Annotated in this window: 23 protein-coding genes and 2 tRNA genes; 14 read left to right on the top strand and 11 right to left on the bottom strand. The window is 47.8% G+C overall.

Annotated elements, in window-relative coordinates; translation table 11 throughout:
• Positions 1-3 precede the first annotated feature (3 nt).
• The 5 genes from F0L74_RS19340 to F0L74_RS19320 are packed head-to-tail and all read left to right on the top strand — an operon-like array spanning position 4 to position 5,447.
• Positions 4-1,008 carry a 2-hydroxyacid dehydrogenase gene (locus F0L74_RS19340; protein ID WP_149839569.1) on the top strand — a complete coding sequence of 335 codons (1,005 nt, stop codon included), beginning with the start codon at positions 4-6 and terminating at the stop codon, positions 1,006-1,008.
• Positions 1,005-2,450, top strand: a complete 1,446-nt coding sequence (locus F0L74_RS19335) for an FGGY-family carbohydrate kinase (RefSeq protein WP_149839568.1) — start codon at positions 1,005-1,007, stop codon at positions 2,448-2,450. Before F0L74_RS19340 ends, F0L74_RS19335 begins: the two co-directional genes overlap by 4 nt.
• An 18-nt stretch (positions 2,451-2,468) precedes the next feature.
• Positions 2,469-3,926: an FGGY-family carbohydrate kinase gene (locus tag F0L74_RS19330; protein ID WP_149839567.1), complete on the top strand. Its 1,458-nt coding sequence runs from the start codon at positions 2,469-2,471 to the stop codon at positions 3,924-3,926.
• Positions 3,913-4,521, top strand: a complete 609-nt coding sequence (locus tag F0L74_RS19325) for a histidine phosphatase family protein (protein ID WP_246197769.1) — start codon at positions 3,913-3,915, stop codon at positions 4,519-4,521. Before F0L74_RS19330 ends, F0L74_RS19325 begins: the two co-directional genes overlap by 14 nt.
• Positions 4,518-5,447 (top strand): glycerophosphodiester phosphodiesterase family protein, encoded by a 930-nt coding sequence (locus F0L74_RS19320; RefSeq protein ID WP_149839566.1) that lies wholly within the window; start codon positions 4,518-4,520, stop codon positions 5,445-5,447. Before F0L74_RS19325 ends, F0L74_RS19320 begins: the two co-directional genes overlap by 4 nt.
• Positions 5,448-5,520: 73 nt before the next feature.
• Here the strand turns inward: F0L74_RS19320 and F0L74_RS19315 are convergent, their stop codons facing one another.
• The 3 genes from F0L74_RS19315 to F0L74_RS19305 form a co-directional block, all read right to left on the bottom strand.
• Positions 5,521-5,877 carry a nuclear transport factor 2 family protein gene (locus F0L74_RS19315; protein WP_149839565.1) on the bottom strand — a complete coding sequence of 119 codons (357 nt, stop codon included), beginning with the start codon at positions 5,875-5,877 and terminating at the stop codon, positions 5,521-5,523.
• 52 nt (positions 5,878-5,929) lie between these two features.
• A complete protein-coding gene (locus tag F0L74_RS19310) occupies positions 5,930-6,526 on the bottom strand; it encodes an AraC family transcriptional regulator (protein ID WP_149839564.1) in 597 nt (198 codons plus the stop codon).
• 164 nt (positions 6,527-6,690) lie between these two features.
• Complete coding sequence (locus F0L74_RS19305) at positions 6,691-7,842, bottom strand: class I SAM-dependent methyltransferase (RefSeq protein ID WP_149839563.1); 1,152 nt, start codon at positions 7,840-7,842, stop codon at positions 6,691-6,693.
• 56 nt (positions 7,843-7,898) lie between these two features.
• On the opposite strand from F0L74_RS19305, the gene F0L74_RS33660 reads away from it, so the two are divergent.
• Entirely contained in the window at positions 7,899-8,054 is a 156-nt protein-coding gene (locus F0L74_RS33660; RefSeq protein WP_213087030.1) for a hypothetical protein, read from the top strand.
• A gap of 20 nt (positions 8,055-8,074) precedes the next feature.
• Here the strand turns inward: F0L74_RS33660 and F0L74_RS19300 are convergent, their stop codons facing one another.
• Both F0L74_RS19300 and F0L74_RS19295 read right to left on the bottom strand, forming a co-directional pair.
• A complete protein-coding gene (locus F0L74_RS19300) occupies positions 8,075-9,139 on the bottom strand; it encodes a 3-oxoacyl-ACP synthase III family protein (protein ID WP_149839562.1) in 1,065 nt (354 codons plus the stop codon).
• A 142-nt stretch (positions 9,140-9,281) separates the two neighbouring features.
• Positions 9,282-9,740 (bottom strand): MaoC family dehydratase, encoded by a 459-nt coding sequence (locus F0L74_RS19295; RefSeq protein ID WP_149839561.1) that lies wholly within the window; start codon positions 9,738-9,740, stop codon positions 9,282-9,284.
• Positions 9,741-10,324: 584 nt separating this feature from the next.
• Between F0L74_RS19295 and F0L74_RS19290 the strand changes: the two genes are divergently transcribed.
• The gene (locus F0L74_RS19290; RefSeq protein WP_149839560.1) at positions 10,325-11,383 is read left to right on the top strand and encodes a glycoside hydrolase family 130 protein; all 1,059 of its coding nucleotides are present in this window, start codon (positions 10,325-10,327) and stop codon (positions 11,381-11,383) included.
• A gap of 295 nt (positions 11,384-11,678) precedes the next feature.
• On the opposite strand, the gene F0L74_RS19285 is transcribed toward F0L74_RS19290, so the two are convergent.
• A tRNA-Ile gene (locus F0L74_RS19285) sits at positions 11,679-11,751 on the bottom strand.
• A 36-nt stretch (positions 11,752-11,787) separates the two neighbouring features.
• Positions 11,788-11,861, bottom strand: a tRNA-Arg gene (locus F0L74_RS19280).
• 284 nt (positions 11,862-12,145) lie between these two features.
• Between F0L74_RS19280 and F0L74_RS19275 the strand changes: the two genes are divergently transcribed.
• Both F0L74_RS19275 and F0L74_RS19270 read left to right on the top strand, forming a co-directional pair.
• Positions 12,146-12,619, top strand: a complete 474-nt coding sequence (locus tag F0L74_RS19275; RefSeq protein WP_149839559.1) for a 23S rRNA (pseudouridine(1915)-N(3))-methyltransferase RlmH — start codon at positions 12,146-12,148, stop codon at positions 12,617-12,619.
• 32 nt (positions 12,620-12,651) lie between these two features.
• Positions 12,652-13,308 (top strand): rhomboid family intramembrane serine protease, encoded by a 657-nt coding sequence (locus F0L74_RS19270; RefSeq protein WP_213087029.1) that lies wholly within the window; start codon positions 12,652-12,654, stop codon positions 13,306-13,308.
• Here F0L74_RS19270 and tilS read toward each other — a convergent pair whose 3' ends face one another.
• Both tilS and F0L74_RS19260 read right to left on the bottom strand, forming a co-directional pair.
• Complete coding sequence (tilS, locus tag F0L74_RS19265; protein WP_149839558.1) at positions 13,309-14,649, bottom strand: tRNA lysidine(34) synthetase TilS; 1,341 nt, start codon at positions 14,647-14,649, stop codon at positions 13,309-13,311. It lies immediately after the preceding gene.
• 23 nt (positions 14,650-14,672) lie between these two features.
• Entirely contained in the window at positions 14,673-14,984 is a 312-nt protein-coding gene (locus F0L74_RS19260; RefSeq protein ID WP_149839557.1) for a hypothetical protein, read from the bottom strand.
• A gap of 76 nt (positions 14,985-15,060) precedes the next feature.
• Between F0L74_RS19260 and F0L74_RS19255 the strand changes: the two genes are divergently transcribed.
• The 4 genes from F0L74_RS19255 to ispE all read left to right on the top strand — a co-directional run bounded on the left by F0L74_RS19255 (position 15,061) and on the right by ispE (position 18,383).
• Positions 15,061-15,801, top strand: a complete 741-nt coding sequence (locus F0L74_RS19255) for an electron transfer flavoprotein subunit beta/FixA family protein (RefSeq protein WP_149839556.1) — start codon at positions 15,061-15,063, stop codon at positions 15,799-15,801.
• 62 nt (positions 15,802-15,863) lie between these two features.
• Positions 15,864-16,832: an electron transfer flavoprotein subunit alpha/FixB family protein gene (locus F0L74_RS19250; protein WP_149839555.1), complete on the top strand. Its 969-nt coding sequence runs from the start codon at positions 15,864-15,866 to the stop codon at positions 16,830-16,832.
• Positions 16,833-16,949: 117 nt separating this feature from the next.
• Positions 16,950-17,549, top strand: coding sequence for a bifunctional nuclease family protein (locus tag F0L74_RS19245; protein ID WP_149839554.1), 600 nt, complete (start codon positions 16,950-16,952; stop codon positions 17,547-17,549).
• 24 nt (positions 17,550-17,573) lie between these two features.
• Positions 17,574-18,383 carry a 4-(cytidine 5'-diphospho)-2-C-methyl-D-erythritol kinase gene (ispE, locus tag F0L74_RS19240; RefSeq protein ID WP_149839553.1) on the top strand — a complete coding sequence of 270 codons (810 nt, stop codon included), beginning with the start codon at positions 17,574-17,576 and terminating at the stop codon, positions 18,381-18,383.
• 57 nt (positions 18,384-18,440) lie between these two features.
• Here the strand turns inward: ispE and rplT are convergent, their stop codons facing one another.
• The gene (gene rplT / locus F0L74_RS19235; RefSeq protein WP_149839552.1) at positions 18,441-18,785 is read right to left on the bottom strand and encodes a 50S ribosomal protein L20; all 345 of its coding nucleotides are present in this window, start codon (positions 18,783-18,785) and stop codon (positions 18,441-18,443) included.
• A 39-nt stretch (positions 18,786-18,824) separates the two neighbouring features.
• A complete protein-coding gene (gene rpmI, locus F0L74_RS19230; protein ID WP_149839551.1) occupies positions 18,825-19,022 on the bottom strand; it encodes a 50S ribosomal protein L35 in 198 nt (65 codons plus the stop codon).
• Between the two features lie 466 nt (positions 19,023-19,488).
• On the opposite strand from rpmI, the gene F0L74_RS19225 reads away from it, so the two are divergent.
• On the top strand, positions 19,489-23,292 hold a 3,804-nt coding region (locus tag F0L74_RS19225), incomplete at its 3' end, for an Ig-like domain-containing protein (protein WP_149839550.1).

Genomic DNA, 23,292 nt, shown 5'->3' with positions numbered 1-23,292 from the left:
CACATGAAAATATTAGTCACTGCCCCATATCATGAGCCGGGGCTCGAAACATTGCAACGGCAGTTTGGTGAAATTATATACCGGTCATGGAAACCTAATGGAAGGGCCTACAACGAAGACGAGCTGCTGAAAATGCTGTTGGATACACAGGCAGATGCGCTCATTACAGAACACGATCATGTGACCGACAAGGTGATCACGGCCAATCCGCAGCTGCAATTTATAGGGGTATGCCGCGGCACACCTTCCAATGTAGCGGTGAGTAAAGCTACAGCAATGGGCATTCCCGTATTTTTTACGCCCGCCCGTAATGCGCAGGCCGTAGCGGAACTGTTTATTTCCAATGTTATTATGCTGCTGCGCAATACCATTCCGGGCATGAACTGGCTGAAGGGACGCAACTGGCAGGCAGGCGCACACGACTCCTACCTGCATTTCAAAGGCAATGAACTGGCGGGCAAAACCATTGGTATGGTGGGTTTTGGCGCCATTGGGCAACTGATCGCCAAACTGGTCAGGGAATACCCCTGCCCTATCCAGTTTTTTGATCCTTATGTGGCAGAATATAACAGCGGCTACCGCAAAACAACACTGGAGGATGTGTTTGCCACCAGTGATATTGTATCCATCCACCTGCCTGTTACCGCAGAAACCAAAGGGATGATCAACAGCCGGTTGCTGAAGATGATGAAAAAAGACGCCATCTTCATCAACACAGCCAGGGCTTCGGTAGTGCAGCAGGAAGAGCTGCTGGAAGTACTGGAAAATAAATCGATCCGGGGCGCTATCTTAGATGTCTTTGACCATGAACCACCGGACGAGCTGGATTACCGGATCATTGATCTTCCGCAGGTAATTGCCACACCGCATATTGCGGGAGCTACCTTTGAAGTGGAAGATCACCACGTTGAAATTATGAACAGGGCCTTGCTGCAGTGGTATGCACAAGCCAACCGGTACATTGCCGAATTAGCCAACAAAGACATTCTTAAAGTTCATTTCCAATGACAATACAGGACACCTACATCATTGTGGACATAGGCACCGGGAACGTACGTGTAGCAGCAGCATCCCCACAGGGACAGGTATTGGGGGTTGCCCGGGAAGATATATTGTATATCAATGATCCGCTATACCCCGATGCACTGTATTTTGAACCGGTGCAACTGTGGTCACAGGTATTACGTTTGGCGGCACAGGTGCTGGCCGCCATTCCAGGCAGCTCCGTGAAAGCGATCACTGCCACCAGCCAGCGTGAAGGAATTGTACTGCTTTCGGCTTCAGGCGAATCGCTGATAGGGTTACCCAATATCGACCATCGCGGCCGGGAATGGCAAAACATGATTGCCGATAAAAGCAGGGTATACCAACTCACCGGGCGTTATCCCACGTCGTTATTCTCTGCGCTGAAACTGGTGGGCATCCGCGAGCGGAAGCCGGAGATATGGCAGCGCTGCAGCACATTTCTCAGTATCAGCAACTGGATAGAATTTATGCTCAGCGGAGTGGCGCGGTATGAGCATTCCCAGGCATCTGAAACACTGCTATACGATGTAGCGCAAAAGGAATGGTCGCCGGAGCTATGTAATGTTTTCGGGTTGGATGCCGCTTTGCTGCCTCCACTGGTAGATTCCGCCGCCATACTGGGCAACATCCTCCCGGAAGCAGCCATCCAGCTGGGCCTTCCGGAAACAGTGAAGATAATAGCAGGCGGCGGCGATACACAGCTTGCCATTAAAAGCACCCGCCCGGCGGTAGACGATGTAGTGATTGTTTCCGGCACCACCACACCTATTGTAAAGATAACCGGAACATATACGCTCGATGCGGAGGAAAGAACATGGACCAGCCGGGATATAGAACCGGGGCGCTTTGTATTTGAGGCCAACGCCGGTGTAACAGGACTGAACTATCAGCGGCTGAAGGAAATTTTTTATCCCAATGAAAATTATGAGGTGATAGAAAAAGAACTGGAAGAAAACACCCATACTTTTTGCATGGCTTCTTTGGGTTCGTTGCTGGCAGATGAAGCAATTTCCCTTACGCGTGGCGGCTTTATCTTTCCAGCGCCGGTATCGCATCTGCTTACCCGTGGTTCCTTTGTATGGGCCACCATCCTTGATATTGCCTGTTCTATTGTTAAAAACTACCGGATCCTGGCAGCAACGGCCGGTCATCACCCGGACTATATCTGGGCTTGCGGGGGAGGATTACAAAGCCGTGTATTACGGCAACTCATCGCCAACCTGACCGGGAAAAAAGTACAGATCAGGAAAGAATATGAGCAGTCATCTGCCGTAGGCGGGGCGCTGATCTGCAATGAGGCGTTGCAGGTACCGGTAGTGATGGATGATCATACTGAAGTGATCTATCCTTCCGATATGGAATATCATGCCACCCTGTATGCAGAATGGGAAAAAACCCGGCAATATTTCCGGAGCATAAATTAATTACATCAAACAGCAATAATGGAAACAGCTTGTTTCATAGGCATCGACGTAGGCACACAAGGCGCAAGGGTGGTATTGATGGATGCAGCCGGTCAACTGCTGGGCAGCCGGGAAGCGCATTTTCCGCTGCGCGAAAAGATGCGGGAGGAGCAGTCGCCCGCCGGCTGGTGGGATGCATGTCTTGCCTGCCTGCAGGGCCTTCTCGGGGATCCCCTCCTGCAGCCGTACCGGCAGCAGATCAGGGCCATCGCAGTTACTTCTACCTCCGGTACCATTATACCTATTGACCATCAGCATCAACCGCTGCATAATGCCATTATGTACAGCGATGGCAGGCAGGCAGATGCCGGGGAAATTTGCCGGGAGGCAGCCCTACGGTATCACCCATCCGGATATACATCATTCAATACTTCCAGTGGCTTGTCGAAAATGTGGTGGTTTGTGCAACAATACCCCGGGCAGGCGAAAGCGCTGTATAAATTTATTCATGCGGCGGATTACATCACCGGTCAGTTATGTGGCCGCTTTGATATCACGGATCAGACCAACGCCCTGAAATCGGGCTATGACGTACAGGCCTACGAATGGCCGGCATATCTCTGGGAGCAACTGCCTTTACAGCGATCCTGGTTGCCGGAGGTGGTAGCTGCCGGCGCCCCTGTGGGCAACATTCTGCCCCACCTGGCCACCATCCTGGATCTACCGGAAGCAGTGATCGTTGTGGCTGGCATGACAGATGGCTGCGCTTCACAAATTGCAGCAGGGGCGGTTAAGCCAGGCGACTGGAATACGACAATAGGCACTACCCTGGTAGTAAAAGGAGTGACCACCCGGTTCATCAACGATCCTTCCGGCGCGTTATACTGTCACCGTCATCCGGAAGGCTACTGGATGCCCGGAGGCGCCAGTAATACGGGAGCAGATTGGGTGAGCAAAAAATTCCCGGGCGAGCTTAGCTTGTTGAATGAGCAGGCCCTGTCAGTTATTCCTACCGGGTACCTTAGCTGGCCATTGTTGCAGCAGGGAGAACGATTCCCGTTTATGGCGCCACAGGCAAGGGGATTTGAACCGCCGGAATTATCTGACCTGGAAAGTTACGCCGCAGGCATGGAAGGAGTTGCCTTTATAGAGCGCTATGCATACAATATGATCCGGCAGCTGAGCGGAGAACCGGTGAAGAAGATCTATACCGCAGGCGGCGCCAGCAACAGCCAGGCATGGTTAACTATCCGCAGCAATGTGCTGAACCTGCCCATCATCAAAATGAAACAGGTAAGCGGCGCTACCGGAGCTGCTATCCTGGCGGCCTCGAAAACATGGTACACCAACATCATGGAAGCCGCGGCTGCTATGACCCAGGTGGCGGAAGAGATACTGCCCAACCCATCCCTTGTAAAAAAATACGATACCAATTATCTGTCATTCATACAACTGCTGCAAGAAAAAGGATATATCTCAACTTATGAGCATGCTTAATATTTACCTGTTAAGACACGGGCAAACCGCCTGGAACGCAGACAATAACCGCTACTGCGGCCGGTCAGATATTGCGCTGACCGCAGAAGGCATCAGTCAGGCGGAAGCCGTACGGGAACAACTCAAAGGAATTAGTTTTTCCGCCGTATACTCCTCCCCCTTAGACCGGGCTTACAAAACAGCCGCTATTGCCAGCGGTATGGACGTGACCAGGGACGACCGCCTCATTGAAGCTGATTTTGGCAAATGGGAAAATAAAACGAAAGAAGAATTCATCGCCGAAGACCCACAGCTATGGGATAACTGGATAAATGATCCCGGCAGTCACCCTGCCGGCGGCACTGGCGAAACCGGCCATGAAATAGTAACGCGTGTAGAGCAGTTTTTCCAGGAGCTCCTGCAGCAACACAGCAGCGGCAACATCCTGGTGGCAGCCCACAATGGGGTTAACCGCCTGTACCTGGCCTATAAGCTGGGGATGCCACTGAAAAATTACCGGATGCTGGTACAGGACAACGCGGCTGTCACCGTATTTAGCCTGTCGGCCAACGAACCTTTCACATTACAACATCTTAATGCAAAATTCCATTTATGAAGATTAAAAACCTATTATTGGCAGGCGCGTTTCTTACCTGCCAGCTGCACACCTCAGCACAATCCGGTCCGTTGAATGTGCTGAACATCCGCAACAGTAAAGACCTGCAAGAATTCTTTAAATATACCGGGAAAGATATTCCGTTTATCAGCGGGCATAGGGGTGGTGTGAATGCAGGCTACCCGGAAAACAGTATCGAGGCTTTTGAAAATACCCTGCGTCATACGCCTGCCACCTTTGAAATTGATCCGCGTCTGACAAAAGACAGCGCCATTGTATTGATGCATGACGCCACACTAGACCGCACCACTACCGGCAAAGGAAAGGTTGGCGACTATACCCTGGCAGAGCTTAAACAATTGAAATTAAAAGATGCGGAAGGAAATGTAACAGCATTCCGCATCCCCACCCTGCAGGAAGCTATTATCTGGAGCAAAGGGAAAACCGTATTGATCCTGGATAAAAAAGACGTTCCTTTCGAGATGACCGCGAAGATCATTAAAGATAATCACGCGGAAGGAAACGTAATGGTAACAGTACATACCGCCAAAGAAGCCCGCTGGTATTACGAGCGCAATAAGGATATTGTGTTTGAGGCATTTGTTAAAACGCAGCAGGCGATGAAGGAATATGAAGCGGAACAGATACCCTGGTCACATATTATGGCATATGTAGGACCGGATAACAGCACCGCGTTAAAACCGCTTTATCGCGATTTAAATAAGCGCGGTGTGATGTGTATGATCTCAACAGCGCCTACATATGACAAGCTTGCTTCTGCGGCTGAACGTAAGGCAGCTTACCAGGCGATTATCCGTGATGGCGCCAGCTTGATCGAAGCTGACCGGTCTATTGAGGCGGCGGATGCGATACGTTCGATGATGCCGGCAGAGAGTGTGAAGCAGAAATTCTTTGGCAGAAAATAGGATAATAAGACCGTAGTACCGGGATTTGATGATGTCACGAATCCCGGCGGTCTGGTAGCTTACCGCGATCCCTCTAATTGTAATGCCCTATCGCCTGAACCACCTTTCCATCTTCATTGAACACAAAAAATTCTGCCGCTTTTTTCCCGTTGACGCTTGTGTAATAAATGATCACCGTATTGATACATGATAATACTTCGTGCAGATCGAAATGAAGATCATGATATTTCGCCAGGGCCTTTTCCCAGTAGTTCCGCACATTTACTTTGCCTTTTAGCCGGCCATCCGGGCTCATGCCCATCTGCAATATAAAGGGACTGCTCATTTCAAAATTCTCTGTATAATGTGTGAGTACCGCATCAAGGTCATGTGCGTTCCATGCGGCTACCCATTCGTCCGCAAATTGCAGGGCTTGTTCGCGTGAGATCATTTTTTTTTGATAAAGGTATGGTGGTGGAAGATGAGAGAATAGGACAAAAAGGTCAAATTGCTGCCTGACCCGGCGTATAGCCGAAGGTCTGCTTATACCTGCGGATAAAGTAGGACACATCCTCAAACCCGCTCCCATAACAGGCCTCCTTCACGGATAAACGCTTGTGTTGCAAAAGGTATTTTGCTTGTTGCAGACGTTTCTCGATCATCCATTGGCCAGGGCTGGCGCCCACTTTCTTTTTGAACCATCGCTTAAAAGTGCTCAGGCTCATGTTGTAGATACCGGCATAATATTGCAGTTGCATATGGTCTGCAATCCGGCAGGCCATGGGGCTGAGCAATGTATCCACATCACCAAGCAGCAGGTTCAGGCTTACGAACGGCTCCCGCTTCACAATGATATCAGAATATAGAATCGAATTTCTCGGAACGAAAAGTGCATCGCCGGCTTTCATGTCATAACATTCACCGTTCAGAAAAACCACTTTCCTGCCTTCACGTACATAGGTAAGCGTTGCATAGGGCATAAAGAACGCATCTTCCGAAGAACGGCGGTACTTGCAGAAAGCCATGCTCATGGCGTGATCCGCATACAACAGTTCTACCTTTGCCTTGTGTTGGTTGAAGTCTTCATACAATAGGATCATTAACCGCAAGTTACGAAGCCTTCGTGGTTTAGGAATAAGATTCTACGTCCTTTGAATCGCCAGACCTTCTGTGACCCTGCCATAGTCAATTTGCTCACTTATAATCAATTAGTTATGAAGAAATCGTGGTATAATCTGCTCCAGTGTACAGCACATCTTGAACGCTATACGGCCATTCTGGTAAGTGAAAGCCCCATTAATTCTTTCGGCGTCACCCCTTTTCGCTGGATGAAAATTTTTAGCTTAGTTCCGATTCCGTTTAGAAGATCATGAATCGCTGCCGCCTTTTCGGGACTGGAAGAAAAGTTATCTTTTTTCTTTTGTTCCTCCGTTCGCAAATAATCCATCAGGCCGAGGGATCGTAGAAAATAGCCTTGTTCCGTGAATCCGCAGCATTCCAATCCACTTATCGAACCCCAGTGATCTAATGCTGAAAAGTTAACGTGAGAGGTGATATCCTGCTCCCCTATATGACAATAAGGATCCTCATTTATCCGGTGCTGATAATAACACATAAGTGTACCATTGCATCGGTACTGATTGTACAATTCGGCAGAAGGGTAACCATAGTCAATAGTTAGTACGAATCCCTTTTTTAAAAAACAGGCAATTTCCTTCATCCAGTCTATAGCCTGCAAATTGACCTCTGTTCGAAAACCCTTTGGCAAAACTATATGTAGCTCCTTCAGATAATTCTTAAGTGCTTCCGATGCCGGGCGCAGCAATTCAAAGAACCCTTTTTCATAGCCTACATACACTTCCATAAGTTGGTTCGCCATAACAACCTCATGAACCGGGAAATTATCCAGCAGTTCATTAGATAATATGCATCCGGTAACCGGGCCAATCGCAGCAATCGAATCGTACCAGCTTACCTTTTCGCCAGGGAGATAGGCTTGTTCGGTCATGCGCATGAATGGGCTCTTTTCGATAATGCAATACCTCAGCCGATCATAAAATAGCTGGTTGTTTTTCAGATATTGCAGCACGTCATGACAAAGTGCCCCCGTTCCCGCTCCATACTCTACAATGGTGAACGTTTCCCGCCCCGTCAAATCCCACATTTCTTCAAGCTGACGCCCGATCATAGCGCCAAAAACTGCACTTAAATTGGTACTGGTGTAATAATCTCCCTTCGGACCAATTTTATTACGGTCAGAGGTATAATATCCTAACTGTGGGTAATATAAAGCCATTTCCATGTACTCCTGGAAGGTAATAGGCCCGTTCCTCCAAATCCTTTCCTTTATGATTTCGGAAAGGTGTGTGCGGGTCCTTTCGGCGTCAGTGCAAGCTGTTGTTAACGGCTTTTTCATATGGGCGCTTGATCCTGATATTACAGCGATACAAAAACCATGCAAACAACAGCTCTATGCTTAAGTACTTTCAACATCAAATGGAACCGATGGAAGCCATTGCAAAACGGATGAAGAAGCGGCGTAACCAGCCTTATCCGCGATTCCCCCCGGGCTTCCAGCAATTGGGTGGCATGTTCCCGCATACCGGAAACGGTAAAGACCATAGATAAGAGAATAATCTTTGTAATTATCACCATTTATATGTAAGCGCATTTATATTCATTCCCGCACCGACCGAGGCGAACATAATCAAATCACCTTCGGATAGTTGAAAGGGGGCTAACTCCCCATTCAAAACTTGATGCAGCAGTGTCGGAATGGTCGCTACCGAACTGTTGCCCATCGTTGAGATATTCATAGGCATAATGTTTTCAGGAAGATCTTCTATGCCATACAATTCAAAGAACCTTTTAACGATAGCTTCATCCATCTTGTCATTGGCCTGATGAAGAAAGATCATTTTCAGGTCGCAGATGTTCTTCCCGCTTTTATCAAAGCATTCTTTCATCGCCTGCGGAACATTTTTGAGCGCATACTCATAAACTTTTCGGCCCTTCATTTTGATAAAGTGCGGTTCGGTTTCATCACCTTTATTGGTTCCCGAGGAGCATATATACTCGACCTCGTCCCCCGTATCGGACCTCACAGCCGTGTTTATAATTCCACTGTCTCCATCTATGCTCCTTTGAACAATACAGGCGCCCGCCCCATCGGAGAATATCATGCCGTCCCGGTCTGATGGATCGATAACTCGTGAAAGGGTCTCGCTACCGATGACAAGACAGGTTCCTGCATCGCCTGATCTAATAGCAAGATCAGCTTGGAGTAGGGCTTGTAACCATCCTGGGCAACCAAATATAATATCAAATGGTATGCACTTTACATTCCTAATTCCCAACTTGTGCTTAATACGGGATGCAACTGAAGGTACCATGTCTCGCGGTGCTCCATTATACTTCATATCTCCATAATTATGAGCAACAATTATAAGGTCTATCAATTCACGGTCTATCGCCGCATTTGCTATTGCTTCTTCAGCGGCAAAGGTACCAATATCGGATACAGCCATTCCGACCGGAGCATACCGCCTCTGCTCTATTCCGGTAATCGCTTTAAACTTTCGGATAATTGTTTCAGGGGATTGTTCGATTACTGTATGGTCATTGTTATAGAATGTATTATTCAAAAAATAGTCGTTTGTTACATTTTGAATAGGTATATGCGCACCGGTACCAATTATTTTTGATCGAATCATATCAGAAATGCTGTTTCTTAGTTAAACCCTGCTTTTTGATAAGATAGCAAATACCCCGTTCTTATAAAGCGTCCAGTTAGATGTTAGACGGCATGGTAACCAGGGCATTCGTATCTTTAACTTTTAATAATATTAATTCATCTTAATTAAAATGATACAAAAAGACCACATCCCCTATATACACCGGTTTTTCTTTCTCCCTGAGCATCAATATTGCTTCGATAACCGCCTTCACGGTGCCCCTGAGATTTGTTATTGATTTTACTTTAGCCTGTAGCTGAATCTCACTATCGACCAACACGGGCTGGCCAAATCTCAGATTTTCGATTCCATAATTGATCTCCATTTTTACGTTTCTTACGTCTGCAATCTGTTTCCACAGGTAAGGAATAAGCGCTAATGTTAAGTAACCGTGGGCAATAGTTGACTTAAAAGGCCCTTCGTTTTCCGCCCGATGTTTATCAACATGAATCCATTGGTGGTCTAAGGTTGCATCAGCAAATTTATTAATCTGTTCTTGGCTGATTCTATGCCACTTTGAAACTCCTAAAATTTTCCCTTCTAAAGCTTTGTATTCTTCAAAACTGTTAATAATTACCATAGTAAAATTGTTATATTAAGCGACACATTAATTTACTATACAAGTTTAAAAAATTGATGTCATAAGTGGTAATGTCAATCTCAGGAATAAGCAAAGAGTTTCTGTAAGAGCATGAAAAATATCAATTATTTTAGCCATTATAAGGGCAGCAGCCTGCCTATGCATTCTTAAAGATTGAAATCGGATATAATAGGTTTATAAATTGATTTAGTCCTAGTAAAAAGGTTCGCAAGCTCGCCAATATTACCATTTTTTAATGATAAAACAATGTACCCCTACGCTCATGGCTGCTTCCCTGTCCCTTGTATCTATGGAGGCCATGTAAACAACAATAAAACGGCAGACTACACCTACGATAGCAGTGGCAACATTCTATCGGATGCAAACATAAATATCGCCAAAAACGGACTATTTTAGCGTCGCAAAATGACTTTCTTTCCCAACCGACAGCAATTGCCATTTCCTTGAGGTCTTCATTGAAATCTTTCAACGTGTACCAAACTCTTCCTGAGTGTAATAAATGGAATGATTTATGCACTAACATTCAATAATATACATCCATATCGTCCAGCTCTTTTATTAACATGACAGATATTGCAAAGCGATTTATTGAAAATCCCCTTATTTCCCCCCGGGACTTAAAGCCGAGTGCCTCCGGACTGCATATTGCCTGCTTATTGAACCCCGGCGTTTTTACCTATTTAGGTAAGACCTGGTTGATAATTCGGGTCGCTGAGCGACCTCTTCAAAGAGAGGTTTATATTTCATTGCCAATACAAACGACTGAAGGAAAAATACAAATTCAGGAGATAAAATTGGATGATCCCGACCTAATAGCGACTGATACTCGTATTGTCCGGTATAAAGGTTTGGATTACCTCACTACACTCTCTCATTTGCGGTTGTTGTGTAGCGATGATAACGTTCATTTTTATGAGGTTGAGGAATACCCAGCACTTTATGGGCAAGGAGTACTTGAAACATTTGGCATTGAGGATTGCAGAGTATCCTTATTAGATAGTATGTATTATCTCACTTATACAGCAGTATCTGAAAATGGGGTGGGTGTGGGTCTCAGAACCACTTCCGATTGGAAACGGTTTGTACACCATGGGATGATCATGCCCCCACAAAATAAGGACTGCGCCATTTTCACGGAGAGAATTACGGGGCTTTGCTATGCATTTCATCGTCCAAGTAGTCTTGAATTGGGAGGCAACTATATCTGGCTGGCTTCTTCACCGGATGGTATTCATTGGGGAAATCACCAATGTATTATCCGGACACGCCCCCAAATGTGGGATAGTGTAAGAGTTGGCGCTGGCGCTGCTCCCATTAGGACCGACGAAGGATGGCTAGCCATTTATCACGGGGCTAACGCACAACATCAATATTGCCTCGGCGCCTTTTTGTTGGACCTCGAAGACCCTTCTGTTGTAATCGGAAGGACAAAGGAACCTATTATGATACCAACTGCAAGTTATGAGCTTATTGGTTTTTTCGGCGAAGTAGTGTTTACGAATGGACATATTTTAAATGGAGATGAAATTACCGTATACTACGGGGCCGCCGATGAGTTTATTTGCGCGGCAAAGTTTTCTGTCACGGAAATTCTGTCCCAATTACAAACTGTGCAGGGATAAACGAATTAGCAGCGTGTCGTATCGATTATTACTTCAGGTATTAGGAATTTAGTTTTGTAAGGCTTTACTTATATAGCCATACACCTATGTGTGGATGCATTAATTCAGAGACAACGGACACTACCCATGATATACAATGGATGGCGCCAACATTCCAAAAAAGTGCAAAGAAAAGTGCAAAAAACTACCGGGAATTAACAGGAATTGCCGGGAAGTCCAGAAAATTAAAAGGCCCTCCAGCATTGAGCTGGAGGGCCTTTTGTTCGTTTTTAGTCTTGTGAAGACTTCCCTCTTGTGACCGCGTCAGGATTCAAACCTGAAACCTTCCCGATCATAGATCGGGATGCTCTAATCAGTTGAGCCACGCCAAAACAAAAGAGGCCTGGCTTTCGCCAGACCTCTTGTGACCGCGTCAGGATTCAAACCTGAAACCTTCTGATCCGTAGTCAGATGCTCTATTCAGTTGAGCTACGCAGCCATTTCCTTCATCACTTTTTGACCGCTTTCCGTCTGTGTGATTGGGATTGCAAAAGTAGGCGTTTTTTTGAAATCAACAAATACTTTTCAAAATATTTTCTCAAAACTACTGATTTACACACAGTTTTAAAGTACATATTTTTACCTGAAAACCGCCACCAACGTTACTTCACAGCGGAGCCTGCTATCATAAAAAATCCCCTGGTGATGAGATCCGGATAAGTAAACATCCCTCACAATGATCGCACAAATCTTAGCTTTGCATATTAAAAGCGGCAGCATAAAATGAAAATACAGCTCTGGAGCATAGGAAAAGATAATGACCCCTACATCAGGGATGGCATCGCGGTTTTCCAGAAACGCCTGCAACATTATGTGGATTTTGAATTACGCCTCATCCCTACCGTAAAACAGGCTGCCAGCCTTTCTATTCCCGAACTAAAGAAACAGGAGGCCCGCCTCATCCTGGATCTGCTGCAACCGCAGGATTACCTGCTGGCATTGGATGAACATGGTAAGATGATGACCACCCTGCAATTCGCGGACTTTCTCCAGCAACGCACCAATGCCGGCGCCCGGCAACTGATCCTCCTCATAGGCGGCGCCTTTGGATTGGATGCCAGCATCCTGCAACGGGCACAGGGCAAGTTATCGCTCTCTTCCCTTACCTTCCCCCATCAGCTGGTACGCCTGATTGTAACAGAACAGCTGTACCGGGCTTATTCGGTATTACATAACGAAAAATATCATCACCAATAGTTACATTTACACCTTAACCTTTTGGAATTATTATGAATCCGCCGGAGATAATTTTCATCCTCTCGAAGATAATAATCACTACCTCGATTATCGTTTTCACCTGCTTTGTATCTATCCTCACCTTCTCAAGGCCAGACGATAAAGAGAAGCTGTTGATGTGGCCTTATATGGTAAAACAGCATAAGGAGTATTACCGTTTTATCAGCAGTGGTTTAGTCCACGCGGATTATCTGCACCTGGGTTTTAACATGATCACCCTATTCTTCTTTGGGGCAAGTATGGAACCGCGGTTTGTGGATTATTTTGGCGGCAAGACCTATTTCCTCGTCTTCTACATCCTGGGGTTGATCGTCTCAGATCTTCCTACCTATATCCGCTACCGCAACCAATACAGCTATAGAACACTAGGGGCTTCCGGCGCGGTATCTGCAGTAGTGTTTGCCGCCATATTAGCAGAGCCCTGGGCGCAGCTGTATGTTTTTGGTATACCAATGCCGGCTATAGTCTATGGATTGCTGTTCCTGGGCTCTTCCATCTACATGTCCCGCCGGGGAGGGGATAATATCAACCACAGCGCACATCTTTGGGGCGCGCTCTTTGGGTTCATATTCCCTATCATATTGAAGCCCGTGCTGGCCCTCCAGTTTTTAGATGAGATAAAACATTTTGAGCGGTATTTTGCGAGATAACTAAGCCTCCCATTCCAGGCATAATACCTTCCTGGTATGGTCTGTTATTTTAAACCGGTCATCTATACGCATGCCTACCACCCAAACAATGCGTTTGGCGGATTCCAGCACCCATACATTATCCTTCTGTGGTAAGGATAGCTTTTGGTCGATGAAAAAACGGCTCAGCTTTTTCTTCTTTGTCATGCCCAGGGGGTAGAAATAATCCCCCTGTTTCCAGCGGCGCAGTAATAGCGGGTAACGTATATGTTGCGTATCCAGGCAGGCTGTCTGCGCGGCGGATGGGATACTGGCCATGGTTGCCTTATCCAGTGTACGCAGCTTTAAATGCCCGCCGGCGGAATGTATATGTGATTGTTCCGGTTCAATAACAATGATACTGGCGTCCTGTTGTGTAACAGGCGTGATCAGCAGCCATTGCCGGTTGCGGATGATGCGATGTGTAGGCGTGCTCACATAGCGGCCGCTGTCGCTTTCCAGCAGCTCCAGTACCTGGCTTATCTGCGCAGGCGCACAGTTAAAGGGGCGGAATAATTCATAGGCAACAGTAGCCAGCGGTTTGGTTTGCTGCAGCTTCAGTACCGCCACCATAAAGGTGTTGCCGCGTTGTTCCAACAGGCGTTTTTTATGCCGCTCTACCGCCTCCTGGTACAATTGCTCTGCTTCCCGTACCCGCTCTATGGTGGCGGCCATATGGCCAACAGCGCCGGGGTATGCCTCTTTTATAGGCGGCAGCACATGATGCCGGAAAAAATTACGCGTATACTTATCTGTTATATTGGAACTGTCTTCAACAAATGAAAGGCCTTTTTCCGCCGCATAAGACAGCAGCGTTTCCTTTTCTGCAAACAATAAAGGGCGGATGATCTGCCCCTGTTTAGGCAGTATGCCATGCAGCCCTGCCAACCCCGTGCCTTTGCTAAAGTTCATCAGCACCGTTTCTACATTATCCTGCATATGGTGGGCCGTAGCGATAGCCGCATAGGACTGTGCCGCCCTTATTTCCTCCAGCCAGCCATAACGCAGCTCACGTGCGGCCACCTGTACGGATACACGGTGTTTGTCCATATAAGCGGCCGTGTCAAACCGGATGGTATGAAAAGGCGCATGGTACCTGGCTGCCAGTGCCGTCACAAATTGTTCGTCCCGCAGCGATTCCTCTCCCCGCAGCTGAAAATTGCAGTGGGCAATAGCGAACGGTACACCTGCCGCATGGAAAAGATCTGTCATCACAATAGAATCCACTCCGCCGCTAACGGCCAGCAACACTTGCCGCCCTGGCGCCCATAATTGCTCTTTTTGTATATATTCGCTGAACCCCGTCTGTAGGTCTTTATTCATATGTCTTAGTTGCATGCTGCTAGTTAATACATCAGGTCCTCATAGGCCGCCTGCAGCTCATTATAGGCATGTTTCTCCCTGGCTTCCCGGGCTGCTTCCATTCCCTTTTCATAGATTCCCGCGGCCAGGGTCTGCTCCCCTGCCCTTTCCAGCAGCTTGCCCAGATGGTAATAAGACCCCACATAACCGGGCTCCTTTTCCAATACCTCCTCAAACAGGCGGCGGGCCGTTGCATCATCATCCAGTTTTATATACTCCAGCGCCAGTGCATGCTTCAGGAAACTGTCGTCAGGGCTGCTTTCCAGGAAGGTTTTCAGTTTAGCTATCCTGTCCATTGATGGTTTTATTAGTTATCCAATAATCCGTTATATTTGCTGATACCGCTTTTTCCAAACCAAACAGTTTTAGGTTATGAAGATTTTAGTATGTATCAGTAAAACTCCGGACACTACTGCAAAAATAGCTTTCACAGACAACAACACGAAATTCAGTGAGACCGGTGTGCAATTCATCATCAACCCCTATGATGAATGGTATGCGCTGGTACGCGCTCTGGAGCTCAAAGAAACCCAGGGAGCTACCGTGCACCTGTTAACCGTTGGCGGAGCAGATACAGAGCCGGTGATCCGTAAAGCCCTGGCGCTGGGAGGCGATGAGTCCTTCCGTATAAATGCGGATAGCCAGGACAGTTATTATATAGCCTCGCAGATAGCTGCCCATGCAAAACAACAAGGTTATGACCTTATCCTTACCGGTAAAGAAACAATCAACTATAACGGCTCTTCCATTGGCGGTATGATAGCAGAACTGCTGGATCTGCCTTTTATTTCCATCGCTGCCAAACTGGAGCTGAATGGCGCCACGGCCACCCTCAACCGCGAAATAGAAGGCGGCGAAGAGATCGTACAGGTCAACCTGCCTGTCGTAGTATCCTGTCAGAAAGGAATGGCGGAAGCCCGTATCCCCAATATGAGGGGCATCATGGCTGCTAAAAGCAAGCCGCTCACGGTAGTTGAGCCTGTTGAAACACCCACCCTTACCAGCATCGTTAGCTTTGAGATGCCCCCTGCCAAAGCAGGCGTTAAGCTGATCAGCCCCGATAACGTGGAAGAACTGGTAAAATTATTGCACGAAGAAGCCAAGGCGCTCTAATACGTCCCTTGCTCCCGGAATGCATGAAACGCTCATCTCTACAATTATAAATCCTACAATCAATGTCTGTTTTAATATTCGCAGATCAATCCCAGGGTAAAATAAAAAAAGCAGCTTTCGAAGCGGTACAATATGGGGCCAAACTTGCCCGGCAATCTGGCGGTACCGCCACGGCTATCGTATTAGGTGAAGTAGATAACGCTGAGCTGGCGGCCCTGGGCAATTATGGCGCCCAGAAAGTGCTGCACGCCGCAGATGCCCGTTTAAACGATATCGATAGCGGCGTAGCGGCCAAGGTAATAGTAGCCGCCGCCAACCAGGAAGACGCTAAGATCATTATATTCTCCCACAACTTCGATGGCAGGGCCATTGCCCCCAGGGTAGCCGCCCGCCTGCAGGCAGGCCTGGTGACCGGCGCCATAGCATTGCCGGATACCGCCAATGGTTTTGTGGTAAAAAAGACCGTATTCTCCGGCAAGGCATTTGCCAATATCAATATCACATCAGATAAGAAAGTGATCTCCGTAATGCCCAACACATTTACACCGGAAAAAACAGACGCTACTGCTACGGTAATGCCCTTCCAGGCTGCTGTAAATGACGCCGATTTCCGGGTAAAGGTCACCAGCGTGCAAACAGTAAGCGGCGAAGTGCCCCTTACAGAAGCGGAGACCATCGTCAGCGGCGGGCGCGGGCTTAAAGGCCCTGAGAACTGGGGACTGGTGGAAGACCTGGCAAAAGCCCTGGGCGCAGCTACAGCCTGCTCCAGACCAGTGGCAGATTCCGGCTGGCGGCCGCATCACGAGCACGTAGGCCAGACCGGCTTAACGGTACGCCCCAACCTGTATATCGCTATCGGTATATCCGGCGCCATACAGCACCTGGCCGGCGTAAACGGCAGCAAGGTCATAGTGGTGATCAATAAAGATCCGGAGGCCCCCTTCTTCAAGGCGGCGGACTATGGCATTGTGGGCGACGCCTTTGAGGTGGTGCCAAAGCTGACCGAGGCCGTAAAAAAGCTAAAACAGTAATAAACATTGGCAGTTAGCGTCTTGCTAACTGCCAACTAGTTTTTTAGATAGGGAATATTTTTCTAACTTCACGGTCTTACAAAATTATCAGCCGACAACGCGAGACAGATAACAGATATGAGAAAAATAGAACTGGAAATAGTTGCATTATCGCACAGTATTACGCAAACACATTCGTACGCCGTGGTATTGGGAGAAGTGAACGGACTACGCCGTCTACCCATTGTAATAGGTGGCTTTGAAGCGCAAGCTATTGCCGTAGCACTCGAAAAAATGCAACCCAGCCGCCCCCTGACGCACGATCTGATGAAGAATTTCATGAATGCGTTCAATATAGAGCTTTCTGAAGTCGTTATCAGTAACCTGCAGGAAGGGATCTTCTATTCCAAGCTCATCTGCCATAATAATGACGAGACCATAGAGATCGATTCCCGCACCTCTGATGCCCTGGCGCTCGCAGTCCGCTTTGGCTGCCCCATCTACACCTATGAGAATATTTTAAACAGCGCAGGTATATTGCTGGATGACCCCACTGGCAAAAAGGGCACCAAACCTACCACACCAACCATCTCTGAGCACGAAAAAGGGGTGGAAGACGACCTCAAAGCCATGAGCGTGGAAGAATTAAGCACCCTGTTACAGGAAGTGCTGGAGCAGGAAGACTATATAAGGGCCATCGCCATCCGTGATGAGATCAACAGCCGTAAAAGCAAATAATACCGCTTACCACGGACAATTCCCATGATCGTTTTTCCAAACTGTAAGATAAACCTAGGGCTGAATATCCTGCAGCGGCGGGCAGATGGGTTCCATGACCTGGAAACGGTCTTTTATCCCCTGCCGGTAACAGATGCGCTGGAAGTCCTGTCACCCGGACAACTGCAGTTCAACAGCACCGGCATACCCGTGCCAGGCAATGCCGCGGATAACCTGTGCCTGAAAGCATGGCATTTGCTGAAGGCGGACTTCCCTGAACTGCCTCCCGTAAACATCCACCTGCATAAACATATTCCTATAGGCGCCGGACTGGGCGGCGGTTCCGCAGATGCGGCCTTTATGCTGCAGCTGCTGAATAACAAGTTCCGGCTGGAGCTTAGCACAGCGCAGTTGATCGCCTACGCGGCACAACTGGGCAGCGACTGTGCTTTCTTTATCCAGAACCGTACTGCTTACGCTACAGGCAGAGGAGAAATATTAGAACCGCTGGAACTGAACCTGGCGGCTTATTCCATACTGCTGGTGCACCCCGGTATCCACGTAAATACCGGCTGGGCTTTTGGCCAGATCACCCCCAGGGTACCTGCTTTATCCCTCCGGGACAGCATACAACACCCCCTCGAGGCCTGGAAAGACCTCATCCACAACGATTTTGAGGCGCCGGTATTCCAGGCGCATCCCATATTAAAGCAGATAAAGGAAAAAATGTACAACGCAGGCGCGTTATATGCAACCATGAGCGGCAGCGGATCTGCCATGGTAGGGATATTTCCCAAAAATAATATAGCCGGCATCTTATGGGACACCGGCTATCGCGTATTTGAAATTATCTGAAAGATGAAAGTGATCAGTGAAAAGTAAACCCCTTCACCGCTGACTATCCACCCGTAATTACTTTACAGTTGCAACTAAGCTCTTGAAAGTCTCAGGCTCATTCATGGCCAGATCAGCCAGCACTTTCCTGTTCAGACCTACATTCTTTTCAGACAGCTTGTGCATAAACTCAGAGTAGGTTATACCTTCAGCGCGGGCAGCAGCGTTGATACGTGCGATCCACAGCTGACGGTAATTTCTTTTCTTCAGCTTACGGCCTACATAGCTATAGGTAAGCCCTTTCTCCAATACGTTTTTGGCTACGGTGTAAACATTCTTTCTTTTACCGTAAAAGCCTTTGGCCTGTTTTAATATTTTCTTCCTGCGGGCCCTGGAAGCAACTGCATTTACTGAACGAGGCATATACTGCTTTTTTGATCAGATTAATAAATTAGATTATAATTAACGGAGACAAAGCAGCCGCTTTACCAGGTTCAGGTTAGCGTCAGCAACCAGCGTGCTGCCTCTCAGGCTGCGTTTTCTTTTGGTAGCTTTCTTGGTCAGCAAGTGACTTTTAAAAGCTTTATACCTTTTGATCTGTCCGCTCCCGGTCACCTTGAACGTTTTCTTAGCACGGGAATGAGTCTTTACTTTGGGCATCTTACGTCAAATTTGGTCTGCAAAGGTAGGGAAATATTTCATACTACAAGCAGTCATTTTCAATTATTTATTCACCATCCAGTTTCCACGAAACCCTGTGGATAACTTTTTAACACAAATTTATACTTTTTTAGCCCCCGGTAAACAATTGAGTATCAAATCCGCCTTCTGTCTTTTTGCTTACCCCTCTCCTGCCATAGATGCCTTTTTGGCATACACACATTTTTTATTTACTATATTATTCATAATTTTAATTTCAAATAAGTCTCATATTTTACCCATATCATATATTATTAACCGAATGAATAAGCGATGCCTATGAAACCAGTTTACTCATCTCAAAATGCCGGCCTGTTAGAAAGGTTTGCTCTTTTTCTTGTTTTAAATCACTGTAAATCAACGTCATTCCGCTATGAGTAACCCTCTCCCGGAATCACACTTCTTTCACTCAATGATTACAGAAAACATGAAAAAGATATTAGCTTTCCTATACCTCTGTTTAGCATTCGCCCTGGGAACTGCCCAGGCGCAGGTTCTTAACGCACCTGCCAGGGTATGTCTTTCACCCGATGCCACTAATAAAAGATGGGCTACCGTCAGTGTTGGTAATCCCAACGGCGATTATACTCAATGGGATATTACCCGGGGTGGTGTAGCTGCCGTGGCGGGAGTAGACTATAATATATTATATGGCGGCACCGCTCTTTCACAAGGTTGTAATAACTGCGCCACTGCATCTCCTCAAAACCGCTCACTGGTGATTGAGTTCCTCAAAGCAGGCACCTACAATGTAAGGGCCCGTGGGCGGAACTCTACAACTGGTACCGTTAGGTCAGATGTTAACAAGAACATTGTGGTAGAAAGCTGCGTGATAGATGTTTGTAGAGGCGAAAACGATGAGATGGCCAATTTCAAGGAGGACTTCGGTCAAACCACTAGCCGCATTGCGCTCGATCCAAGCAGAGGACAGATTCAATATATTCCAAACCTCGTGAACGGCTCAGATCTACAGGATAACCAATACGCAATATCCAATCAAATGCAGTTGAAGCCGGATTGGGACCAGTCACTCGATCACACGGGTAACACAAACGGCGCAATGCTTGTGGCCAACTCTTCAATAGATAAGAAATCGTTTTATAGCAGACCTGTTGGCTCCTTATGTCCTGGCGCCACCTATAATTTTACTGCCTGGTTCAGGAACGCCAACAGCCAGGATGTAATAGAAGATATTTGCCAGGGTGGCTATATATATGCAGGCGTGACATTTGAAGTATTAAATGCTAAGAACCCAAGCCAGGTGCTTGCATCGTTCAATACGAACGATGTGTCTATGCCATTACAGGCCAATCCGCCTAATCGTGGCTGGCAGCTGTACGGCGGTAGTTTTAAAACGCCGCCAAAGATAGATTCGGTGATCGTGCGTATAAAAAATAATAATCCAGGCGGTTGCGGTAACGATATCGCCATTGATGATATTCAATTTGCCTATTGCGGACCACAGATCTACTCTTTCTTTGATGGGCAGACAGACCAGCTGGGCGGTACATATACTATGTGTGCCGGAGCGGAGACCAACCTGACTTCCGTGATCAACCCTAAAACGTATTTTGATACTGCACAGTACTTCTGGCAATACACCCGCGATACAACAAAGGCTACGGGCGGCTGGACCACAATTGCCGGTGATGGAGATGGTATTGTTGGCGCGGATAGTTCCATCCTGCACTTTAACCCGGATGCCCTCATACTTCAGGGCGATCCCAGCCTTATTGACTCTGTATACTTCCGGTTACAGGTGTATGAAAGGGGCAACACAACCACATGTTCGCAACCTTCTATACCCGTAAAAGTAAGATTGCTCCCCAACCCGAAGATCGTAATTGATGGCACCCAGATCTGTTTGGGCCAGGAAGCTGTTCTATTTCCGGACGGTGAATACAATGAATTTGGTTGGAGATGGGGGCCTGGTCCTACTGATACCACATTAACATATCCCGGAGACTCACTCCATGTCTCGCCAACAACGCAGACAATGTATACCGTTACCGGTAAAAAAACCTATGGCAATGGTGAGAGCCGTGTCTGTTACCGGAGTGCAACTGCGCTTGTGTTAGTGGACGATCCCCCGGTGATAGATCTGAACCTTACCTCTACCAATCCTATATGTATAGGCCAATCGGTAACACTCAGCATTGATCAATCCAATGCAGATAACTTCTATGATATACTATGGGACCCTACCGGTTCAACAGATGTTACCTTAACGCATACGCCAACAGTCGTTGGGCCTAATAAATATAAGGTCACCGTTACAAACGGCGCCTGCGTGGATATGGACAGCGTGATCGTAAATGTGATCGATAAACCTAATCTTACATTAGGCACTATTGATCCGTCCTGTAGAACAACCGGCAAATTCATCTTGCCATTCAGCGGTGTTGTTAACAGTCCTGATAAATATGACGTAGTGACTGTTGGCCCTAACGCAATGCCTGGTTTCACAGCTTTAAATAATGCCACTTTCCCGGCTACCTCTCCTATTACGGTAAACTACCCGGTAGGAACAGCGCCCGGCACTTATAATTTTAACCTGGTATTAAGGAACACAACGCTGAACAGCTGCGAAACCACCAAGCCGTTCACGGTGACAGTGATTGCGCCTTCCGTGGCTCCTATTGGCATTGAGGCCCGTGTTTCCCAGGTCTGCGTACGCGATACTGTTACCTTAAAGGTAATCGGCGGTACATTAGGTACCGGCGCACAGTGGGTTTGGTATACCGGCAGCTGCGGAGCTCCTGGTACCCAGGTAGGTACCGGCCCCTCCATCACCCGCACAATTACCAGCACCACTACATTTTATGTAAGAGCAGAAAGTACTGGCCCGTGCGGCAACACTACTTGCGCCTCTACTACAGTAACAGTATTCGCCCAGCCTAGTGCAGCAAATGCTGGCATTGATCAGGTACATTGTGAAGTGCCAACCTTCACAATGGCTGGCAGCGTACCCAGCCCGGCAACCGCCAAGGGTACCTGGTCCGTAGTTAGCTCTTCTGCACCGCTGGCGAGCATTGTTATTGCTAACCCCAGCGTGCGTAATACGACCGTCACCGTGCCAAATGGCGATACGGCGGTACTGGCCTGGACCATTTCAAACGGTCCTTGTCCTACTTCTGCAGACCAGGTAACACTCACAAACTTCCGCAAGCCCAGCCAGGCTGCAGCAGGCAACGACCTGTTTGGTTGTGAACTGGCGTCCTTTACCCTGGGCGCCACGGACCCTGCAGTGGGTACCGGCGTTTGGACCATCGTATCCGGTACGGCTACGATCGCCAACACTGCCCTCTATAATTCTGCGGTAACAGTGCCTGCAGGTACCACCGCGGTATTACGCTGGACAGTTAGCAATGGCAACCCAACCTGTACCTCCACCACAGATGACGTATCAATTACAAATTATCAGAAGCCCTCTCCTGCGGATGCAGGCGCTGATCAGAGCGGTTGTAATGTGACCTTCTTTGATATGGCCGCCACTGCACCTACAGTAGGTACTGGCACGTGGACCGTGGTATCTGGTGCAGCTACCATCCTTACGCCCAACAGCCCAACCACCAGGGTGAATATTGTCCCCGGCAACACAGCGGTATTACGCTGGGCGGTTTCCAATGGCAGCCCAACCTGTCCGCCCGTTACCGATGGCGTACAGCTGACAAGCTATAAATTGCCTACCACGGCGGATGCAGGCGCAGACCAATCACATTGTAACATCAGCACCTTCACCATGGCAGCCAATGCTCCTGCAGCTGGCGCCGGTACAGGACGCTGGAGTGTTATATCCGGCTCAGCTACCATTACCGATCTGACAGACCGCAATACTACTGTAACAGTAGCGGCGGGCAATACTGCGGTATTGCGCTGGACCATCAGCAACGGTGGTACTGTTTGTACACCGTCTTCTGATGATGTAACGCTAATAAATTATGAATTACCTTCTGCTGCGGTAGCAGGCGACGATCAGAGCGATTGTAATGTGACCTTCTTTGACATGACCGCCACCGCACCGGCTGTAGGTACCGGTGTGTGGACCATCGTATCCGGCACAGCCACCATCGTTGCGCCCACCAGCCCAACCACCCGGGTGAACTTAACGCCCGGCAGCACGGTTGTATTACGCTGGACGGTTTCCAATGGCAGCCCAACCTGTACTTCCAACACCGATGATGTAACGCTGGTAAGCTATAAAACGCCTACCACTGCAGCTGCAGGTGGA

This window comes from Chitinophaga agrisoli, assembly GCF_008386695.1.
Classification (GTDB): Bacteria; Bacteroidota; Bacteroidia; order Chitinophagales; family Chitinophagaceae; genus Chitinophaga; species Chitinophaga agrisoli.
This window is presented reverse-complemented; position numbering and strand designations above follow the sequence as displayed.